The organism is Vreelandella sp. L-25, assembly GCF_056857535.1.
In genome coordinates, this window is sequence record NZ_JBSXNH010000076.1 from 1 (window position 1) to 8,557 (window position 8,557).

Genomic DNA, 8,557 nt, shown 5'->3' on the forward strand with positions numbered 1-8,557 from the left:
TGTGGGACTTTTACGGCGATAACCAAGCCATTCCCTCGGGCAATCGTCTTGGAAGCAGAAACCAGGAAGGTAACAACCTGGGAATCCCCTTCCTTTCCGTCGCTAGACGGCAGCGCAAGCTGAGGGAGGGGAGGATGTCAAGGCTGTAGATTAAGCTTCACCTAGCAGCCCTAAGCTGGCGGCGGGGGCTTGGCGTCGTAGGCTGTAGGAGAGCGCGTGGCCGATGATACCTATCAGCAGCGCGCCGCCAATGGGGAGCGTGAGCCATAGGCCGAGGTGCAGGCGTGGGGTTAAATCGAGCCAATAGAGATAGAGGGCGGCGATGGCGAGCTCTGCAAGCACCGCCCCTAGCAGACCGCTGGCAAACCCGAGCAAGGCATATTCAGCCCCTTGCACGCGGGAGATCATTCGGTTGCCTGCACCAAATACCCGCAGTAGGCCACTTTCATGGGCGCGTACCGGGCGACTGGCGGTGAGCGCGGCGTAGAGCACACTCACGCCCGCCAACAACACCAGAATTAGCACAAGCTCTACCGCGCGAGTCACTTGGGTCAATACATCGCGCACCTGCCCTAGGATGGCATCTACGTTGAGCAGCGAGACGCCGGGGAAGTCGCTAACCAGCTCGCGCACCAAGCCCTGCTCTTCGTCTGGCAGATGGAAAGCGGTGATGAAGCTATGGCCGAACGATTCCAGCACGCCGGGCGGGAAGATCACGAAGAAGTTCGGGTTAAAGCTGTCCCAGTTCAGGCTGCGCAGGCTTTCGATGCGCGTTTTGATGCTGTCGCTGCCTACGGCGAAGGTGATTTCGTCCCCTAAACCCAAACCTAAACGCTCAGCCAAACCATCCTCCACCGAAATGGGAACAGTTTCTGAGTCGCTAGAAGGCGTCGCGTCCACTTCGCTCATCCAGCCTTCTGGCTCACTGGCGGGTGTGAACCACTGCCCTGCCACCACTTGGTTGCCTTCGGGTAGTTCAGATTGCCATGTCAGGTTAAGTTCACGGCGCAGCGAGTTGTCGCCTCGGGCATCGGCGGGCACCGCATCTCTGGGCGCTTGTCCGTTAATCTCGGTAATACGCCCACGCACCATGGGGTAAAGAGTGCTTTGGGTATCGACCCGAGGTGCCACCGCTTGCTCGAACGCATCCCGCTCGCCGGGCTGAATGTTGATGGCAAAGTAGTTGGGGGTGTCTTCTGGTAGTTGATCTTGCCAAGTAGTGAGCAAATCCCCACGCACCAGGACGATCATCGCCATGGCAAAAAACGTGACCGAAAATGCCAGCAGTTGGCCAAGCCCCGCCTGCTTGCGGCGGGCCAGTTGACGCCCGCCTAGGCGAAACGCCTGCACCCACTCGCCGCCGCCCTTAAGGCGCTGCACAGCGCGAAGCAAACCATTCAGCAATAAAGAACTCACGCCCCACAGCAGCACCAGTAAAGCCGAGCCACCCACCAGAAGCGCCAAGGCTAGAGGGAAGCTGCCTGAATAGAGCCACAGCAGGCCGCCAAATACGATACTGGCCACCCCCACCACCAGCCAAGCGGCGGGCGGCAACGGGTCCAGCTCTCGGCGCAGGACTTTAAGCGCGCTCACCTGCTTGATACGCAGCAGCGTTGGCCCTGCAAACCCGACCAGCACCGCTAGCGCGGTGAAGATGCCGAGCCACAGCGGCATAATGCCAGGGGGTGGCAGCGTCATGGGCAGAAAGCTCGTTAATAGCCACAGCAGTACAGCTTGGCCGACCAAGCCCAGCAGCGCGCCAATGAGGGAGGCCATGAATGCCAACCCAATCAGTTGCAGGCTGAAAATCGTCACAAGCTGATACTGGCTGGCACCAAAGCAGCGCAGCAGCGCGGCGGTATCCAGGTGACGCTCTACGTAGCGGCGGGTCGACATAGCAACCGCCACCCCAGCCAACAGCACCGCTGCTAATCCGGCAAGGCCTAAGTAGCTTTCCGCACGTTGCAGGGCATTACCCAACTGCGGGCGGTCTACCCGCACATCACGCACCTCTACGCCGTCGCGCCGTAGCTGTGCCAACAAGCCTTGCACCTGATCTAACGCAGCGGGCGGCCCGGCGGCGAGCAGTTCAAACTCAATACGCGACCCTGGCTGCACCAGGCCAGTGGCTTCAAGGTCAGCGGTATTGAGCATCAAGCGCGGGTTGAAGTTACCAAAACCGGCGGATTGGTCCGCTTCGCGTTCGATAATTCCGCTAATGGTCAGCTCCGTTTGCCCCACTTGCACGCGGTCGCCAATCTCTATCTCGATCAGCTCGGCTAGCCGTGGGTCTGCCCAGGCTTCGCCTGCAGGTGGGCCAGAGGCGATTTGCTCAACGCCGTTGCCCCTATCTACGTGAGAAACACCGTAGTGCGGGTACACGTCATCCACCGCTTTGAGGCTGGCGGGCTGGAAGCGCTCCCCCTGGCTGATCATGGAGACCAGATCCACTTGGTCGCTCAGCGTAAAACCCGCCTGCTCTAGCGTATTGCGCAGCTCTTCAGGGAAAGGATCGCGCTGTTCGAGCACTAAATCGCCCCCCAGCATCTGCCCGGCTTGGCGCTCAAGGCCGCGCTCCAAGCGATCAAGAAAGAAGGCAATCATGGTGGACGCGGCCACCGCCAGAACCAACGCGACAAACAGCGCCTGTACATCCGCCGCGCGCAGGTCGCGCTTTAAGCTCCGAGCGGCCAAACGCCAGTTGATATCACTCATCGCCTTCCCCACTGTTGGCTGGGGCTGGCTCGAACGGGACTAGCTGGCCGTTAGTGAGGCGCAGGCAGCGGTCGCAGCGGCGCGCTAAGGCGTGGTCGTGGGTGACGAGAATCAGCGTCGTGCCCGCTTCTTTATTCAACGTGAAAAGCAGGTCGATGATCTGCGCGCCGGTATCCGGGTCCAGGTTGCCTGTCGGCTCGTCGGCAAACACCAGCTCAGGGTCGGTCACGAAGGCACGCGCAATGGCGACCCGCTGCTGCTCGCCGCCAGAGAGCTGTTTGGGCTGGTGGGACGTGCGCTCGCCAAGCCCTACACGTTCCAACCACTGCTGGGCCGTACGGGTTTCTCCGGCCCGAGGCGAGAGCTCTAGCGGCAGCAGCACGTTTTCCAGCGCGCTGAGGGTCGGCAGCAACTGAAAGTTTTGGAACACGAACCCCACTCGCCCTGCCCGCAGTGCGGCGCGGCCATCCTCATCCAGGCGGCTCAGCGCGTGGCCGAAAAGCGTCAACTCACCGTCGCTGGGCGTATCCAACCCGGCCAACAGGCCTAGCAGCGTCGATTTACCCGCCCCGCTTTTACCCAAAATAGCCACGCTCTCCCCCGCCGCTACGCTTAACGACAGGTCGTGTAAGATGGTTAGCGTGCGTTCACCGCTGGTCACTCGTTTGGCCAGCTTTTCCGCATGCAGCACTGGCTGGCTAACGGCTTCATGGGGAACCTTCTGAGCCGCCGATGGGTCGGTGTTGGGCGAAGCCGCATCTTGGGTCGTGGTATTGGATATTGGGTCAGAGGAGTGAGGCATGAAACGTGGATTCCCTTTAGCAATTCAAAAACAAGCAATTCAAAAACTGTTTCGTCAGACACTGGCCTTTCAGCGGGGGCAAACGGCCACCCGGCGTGGTGTGTCTAGCGCCGTCATGCTGATCATATTCTTGGGTGCTGCCCCTTTATACGCCAACACGTCTGAAGAGCACCTACCAACGCTCCTCGTGATGGGCGACAGCTTGAGCGCGGCGTACGGTATTGAGCAGGAGCAGGGCTGGGTAGCGCTGCTGGCTGAACGCCTTGAAGACGACGCCCGGGTGGTCAATGCCAGTATTAGCGGGGAAACCACCTCAGGCGGCGCCCAGCGATTTGCCGATATTATCGGACAGCGTGAGCCGGATATCGTTCTGTTAGAACTGGGCGGCAACGATGGCCTGCGCGGCCTGCCGCCTGCCCAAATGCGCGCCAATCTGGCAACCATCATCGAGCAGAGCCAGCAGGCCGATGCCGAAGTGCTGCTGCTGGGTATCGATATTCCGCCTAATTACGGCCAAGCCTACCGCGATGCGTTTACCAGTGTCTTTCATTCGCTCGCGGATGAGTACGATATTCCGCTGGTGCCCTTCTTGCTGGAAGATATCGCGCTTAATAAACAGCTGATGCAGAGCGATGGTATTCACCCCACTGCCGAGGCCCAGCCGATTATCCTAGAAAACGTGTGGCCTGCGCTTGAACCCATGCTGGAAGAGACGTATCAGGCTTCTTCTCAGTAGTATACTTTGCGCACGGCACCGACTGGCTAAGCACCGTTTTTCATAGCTTGCACGCATGTAGTCTAAGAACTACAATATTTTTATGCTCGCTATTAAACAGACCGACACTTACCGACGGTGGGAACGTAAGCTCCGCGATTCGCGCGCCAAAGCACTGATTGCCGCCCGTATTTTCAGGCTGGCCAACGGATTGACTGGCGATGTAAAACCCGTTGGTCAAGGCATCAGTGAACTGCGTATTCATCATGGCCCAGGATATCGTGTCTATTTTAAACAACACGGCAGCGAGCTTGTCATCCTGTTATGTGGTGGCGATAAAAGCACGCAGCAAAACGATATCGATACAGCGCAGCGTCTGGCAGCAGAATGGGAGGAATCATGAGCGATAAGATTTACGACTATGACCCTGCAGCAGCATTAGAGAACGATGAAGCCATCGCTCTCTTTCTCGCTGATGCGCTGGAAACCGGAGATGCCACTTATGTTGCTAAAGCGATGGGTATCGTAGCGCGCGCTAAAGGAATGACAGAACTTGCTCGCGAAACCGGCCTCTCCCGTGAGCAGCTCTATCGTTCGTTCAGCGAGCAAGGCAACCCAACGCTGAAGACAATGTTGGCCGTCATGCGTGCACTGGGTATGGACTTGACGGCAAAACCACACCAAGAAGAGCCAGCAGCATAAAACATTGCCTTTGTGTTTGATCTGACCAAGCGCTCTGCCGTAATAATTTCCTTCCCGAATATCTGAAAACGTTTGGATGCCAATAGGCAGCTTGCGGCGGTTGGCGTTGGGCACGGTGGCTTCCTGCGGTCCACATACATTATTAATACCTAATAGCATGGCGTTATTACACAAAGAGGTCGTAGGTTGACGATTTAACCCATCTTTAGGCTGCGCGCTTTTCTCGTTTACCTGGCAGTTGCTGTATTCCAAGCCCGCATAAAATAAGCACTAATCCGACCAGCGTGGAGGGGAGCATTGGCTCTCCAACTACAAGATAAAGCAGCAGCAGCGATACCGGCGGGGATAGGAAGATCAGGTTAGAGACTTTAGCCGTGCGGGACACTTTTTGTACGGCCAGTTGCCAAAGTACAAAGGCTACGCCCATTTCAAACAGGCCGACATAAACGCCTGCGCCTAGCGCGGGCCAGCCATGCCATTGCACGCCGGGGCCAAGCAGTAACAATATGGTTAGCACCGGTAACCCAACGCTAAAATTTTGCCACTGGCCTACCAAGGGTTGTCGTTGATCCCGCGCGTTGAGCAGCCAGTAGAGTGCCCACAATAGGGTTGATGAGAGCGCCAGCAGCACGCCCAAAGGGTCTTCAAACGCCACATTGAAGACATTGCCCCGCGTGGCGATTACCCAAACGCCGCTATAGGCCACCAACCCCGCCGCCACATCCAGTCGAGTTAAGCGGTGCCCCAGCAGCGGCACTGCCAGAAACGCCATAGCAAGCGCCCAGGTGTAGTTCAGCGCCATGGCCTCTTGGCCCGGCAGCCGGTCATAGGCGGCAAATAGCACTAAGTAATAAGCCACGGGGTTCATTAGTCCGGCCCAGAGCGCTGTTCGCCAGCCTTGGCGCAGCGCTAGCGCCATCTTGCCCTGTTTGAAGACCAGTGCGCCCATCAACAGCCAGGAAACTAGCGCCGCTATCCACATCAGCTCCAGGGGGCTCATCCATGCAAGGGCTACCTTGAAGGCGGTGGCAACGGTCGACCACAGCGCTACAGCGCCCAATCCATACAGCATCGCCTGTTGGTCTTGGGTCATCGGTCGATATGCCCCAGGTCGCGGGCAGGGTCGGTCTGGTCACGTACTTGCTGCTTAAGTGTTTTGATGTCGGGAAAGCCACCATCGCGCTTGCGCTCCCATAGCAGCGTGTCGCCACACCAGATCTCAAACGTACCGCCGTGGGAGGGGGAGAGCGCGACTTCTGTTAGCTGTTCACCAAACGTTGAGAGAAGCTCTTGGGCATACCAGGCGCTACGCAACAGCCACTGGCATTGGGTACAGTAGCGAATGTGAATGCGGGTCATCTTTTTGCGTCCTTATCTATCCGTTACTTTGAAACACAGGTTTTTAAAGCACAGGCTTTTGGAGCACAGGGCTTTTTAAATACAGGTTTTAAAATACAGTGTGGCATCCTAAGTAGGCATTCTGTCATCTTAAATTAGCAATCGCCAAGGAACCGACATGGCTCAACCGGAAGTTTCACAGACGCAGTTATACGAGTGGCTGACAGGCGATGACGATAGCCGTATGTGCGACGATATACCTGACGATGCCTGCCAAGAGCAGCCGCACAACTTTTTCCTGCACCTTTTCGCTTCGTTAGGTAATAAGTTAGCGGATGAGCTGTCGAGCGCCCGCTTAGTGCTGCCCTAGCTGCTGGGTATTATCGGCGCTCCGGTATGGATGGTGGGGTTATTAGTACCGATTCGTGAAGCAGGCGCCCTCCTCCCCCCAGCTGTTTGTGGCTGGCTTTATTCGCCTAAAGCCCCAGCGCAAGTGGGTGTGGGTGGCGGGGGCCGTGCTGCAGGCGGTGGCGGCTCTCGCTTTGGCGTTATTGGCCCTGATGGGCAGCGGGGCTATCGGTGGCTTGTTGGTGTTGGCCGCGTTGGTCATGCTCTCCTTGGCACGGAGGCTCTCCTCCATTGCTACCAAGGACGTGCTCGGCAAAACCATCGCCAAGCGCCGCCGAGGCACTTTGATGGGCTGGAGCGGCAGCGTCGCGGGTGGTGCAACGCTGGTTGCCGGCGGTGTATTGATGTGGTTCGGCGACCGCCCCGGCAATTTGGCATTGGCCATACTGCTTGGCGTAGCGGCCGCTGGCTGGTTACTCAATGCGCTGTGCGCAGCCCGCATTAAAGAGGTGCCAGGTTCCATCGAGGGCGGCGAAAACGCCTGGGATAGCATTAAGTTGGGGCTATCGCTACTGCGTGAAGACCGCACGTTTTTACACTTCAATGTCGCTAGGGCCCTGCTACTTTCAAGCGCGCTGGCGCTGCCTTACCTGGCGCTACTCGGCCAGCAGCAGAGCGGAACCGAGCTGGGCGGCCTAGGCATTTTAGTGGTGGTATCCGGCCTAGCCGCTATGGTGGCAAGCCCGATATGGGGAAAACGCGCGGATCAGTCCAGCCGCCGGGTCATGCGCGACGCTGCCGTGGGTACGGTGTTGTGCTGCCTATTAGGCGCGGCCTTAGCTTGGTTGCCGGGTGACTGGACGCAGAGCGTTTTACCCTATGCCGCGATTTATGCGCTATTGGTGATTGTGCATCACGGTGTTCGCCTGGGTCGCAAAACCTATTTGGTGGATATTGCCAGCCAAGACAATCGCGCCCTTTATGTAGCGCTTTCCAATACGCTTACGGGCGTACTGATGCTGGTTGTCGGGGGTATTATCGGCGCGTTGGCGCAATGGCTAGGAAGCGCCATGCTGCTGGTGGTCTTGGCGCTCACGGCAGTGGGGGCGATGTTCAGCGCACAGCGGTTACCGGAAGCCGAATAGCGTGGTTGATTGCAAAGCACCGCAACGCTCGCCATGATGGGCAGCAGTTGGCGGTAGAGAGCTGTTTTTTTGCTATTCTACCTCTATTCGGTAGTGTGAAATTCCGCATCGTCCTGCAGTAAGAGAGCCCCGCGCTGACCAACAGCGCCATGGCTACGAAAGAACGAAAGCAACAGGAATCCATTGATGAAACGATCTCCCTTGATCAACCCGGAGTTACTTGAGCGCATTATTGACGCTTCTGAAGATGGCATCGTCGTTGCGGAGCAGGAAGGTGACGAAAACATCCTGATTTACGTAAATAAGGGCTTTGAGCGCTTAACGGGCTACAGTGCGGATGAAATTCTGTATCGCGACTGCCGTTTTCTGCAAAACGAAGACCGCGACCAGGATGCGCTATCGTCGATTCGCGAAGCGTTACAGGATGGCCGCCCCTCGCGGGAAGTGCTGCGTAACTACCGTAAAGACGGCACTATGTTCTGGAATGAGCTGTCAATTACGCCAGTTTATGATGAAGCCGACAACTTGATGTACTACATCGGTGTTCAGAAAGATGTGACCGAACGAGTTGAGGCCCAATTGGCACTGGCAGCGCTAAAAAATCAGCAGGAAAGCGCCAAATAAACATTTGCCATCATAAAAACAAAGATAGCTAGCGTCTCCCCACTTTTCCACAGGTGGTGCTGTAACTGCCTGAATAGCGTTGAAAATTTCAGTGCTATCAACGAGATCGGGGGCTTTCCCGCCGGTATCATGTTGTTACCCCTAACACCATGAACCAAAAGGAAAACC

At 57.3% G+C, this 8,557-nt stretch carries 8 protein-coding genes and 1 pseudogene; 5 read left to right on the forward strand and 4 right to left on the reverse strand.

Annotated elements, in window-relative coordinates:
* Positions 1 to 150: 150 nt before the first annotated feature.
* The gene (locus AC13CN_RS12735; RefSeq protein WP_228219751.1) at positions 151 to 2,715 is read right to left on the reverse strand and encodes an ABC transporter permease; all 2,565 of its coding nucleotides are present in this window, start codon (positions 2,713 to 2,715) and stop codon (positions 151 to 153) included.
* On the reverse strand, positions 2,708 to 3,517 hold the full coding sequence (locus AC13CN_RS12740; protein WP_228219750.1) for an ABC transporter ATP-binding protein: 810 nt from the start codon (positions 3,515 to 3,517) through the stop codon (positions 2,708 to 2,710). Before AC13CN_RS12740 ends, AC13CN_RS12735 begins: the two co-directional genes overlap by 8 nt.
* A gap of 115 nt (positions 3,518 to 3,632) precedes the next feature.
* Here AC13CN_RS12740 and AC13CN_RS12745 point away from each other — a divergent pair, with 115 nt between their 5' ends.
* The 3 genes from AC13CN_RS12745 to AC13CN_RS12755 all read left to right on the forward strand — a co-directional run bounded on the left by AC13CN_RS12745 (position 3,633) and on the right by AC13CN_RS12755 (position 4,934).
* Positions 3,633 to 4,253: an arylesterase gene (locus tag AC13CN_RS12745; RefSeq protein ID WP_390623738.1), complete on the forward strand. Its 621-nt coding sequence runs from the start codon at positions 3,633 to 3,635 to the stop codon at positions 4,251 to 4,253.
* 82 nt (positions 4,254 to 4,335) lie between these two features.
* A complete protein-coding gene (locus tag AC13CN_RS12750; protein ID WP_054641080.1) occupies positions 4,336 to 4,635 on the forward strand; it encodes a type II toxin-antitoxin system RelE/ParE family toxin in 300 nt (99 codons plus the stop codon).
* Positions 4,632 to 4,934, forward strand: coding sequence for an addiction module antidote protein (locus AC13CN_RS12755; RefSeq protein WP_054641079.1), 303 nt, complete (start codon positions 4,632 to 4,634; stop codon positions 4,932 to 4,934). The genes AC13CN_RS12750 and AC13CN_RS12755 overlap by 4 nt, the downstream gene beginning before the upstream one ends.
* A 205-nt stretch (positions 4,935 to 5,139) precedes the next feature.
* Here AC13CN_RS12755 and AC13CN_RS12760 read toward each other — a convergent pair whose 3' ends face one another.
* Together AC13CN_RS12760 and AC13CN_RS12765 are read right to left on the reverse strand one after the other, a co-directional pair.
* A complete protein-coding gene (locus AC13CN_RS12760; RefSeq protein ID WP_228219748.1) occupies positions 5,140 to 6,027 on the reverse strand; it encodes a DMT family transporter in 888 nt (295 codons plus the stop codon).
* Positions 6,024 to 6,293 (reverse strand): Rdx family protein, encoded by a 270-nt coding sequence (locus AC13CN_RS12765; RefSeq protein ID WP_054641078.1) that lies wholly within the window; start codon positions 6,291 to 6,293, stop codon positions 6,024 to 6,026. Before AC13CN_RS12765 ends, AC13CN_RS12760 begins: the two co-directional genes overlap by 4 nt.
* A 157-nt stretch (positions 6,294 to 6,450) precedes the next feature.
* Between AC13CN_RS12765 and AC13CN_RS12770 the strand changes: the two are divergent.
* Positions 6,451 to 7,765, forward strand: a pseudogene (locus AC13CN_RS12770) (MFS transporter).
* 186 nt (positions 7,766 to 7,951) lie between these two features.
* The gene (locus AC13CN_RS12775; RefSeq protein ID WP_137095093.1) at positions 7,952 to 8,389 is read left to right on the forward strand and encodes a PAS domain S-box protein; all 438 of its coding nucleotides are present in this window, start codon (positions 7,952 to 7,954) and stop codon (positions 8,387 to 8,389) included.
* The last annotated feature ends 168 nt before the right edge of the window (positions 8,390 to 8,557 follow it).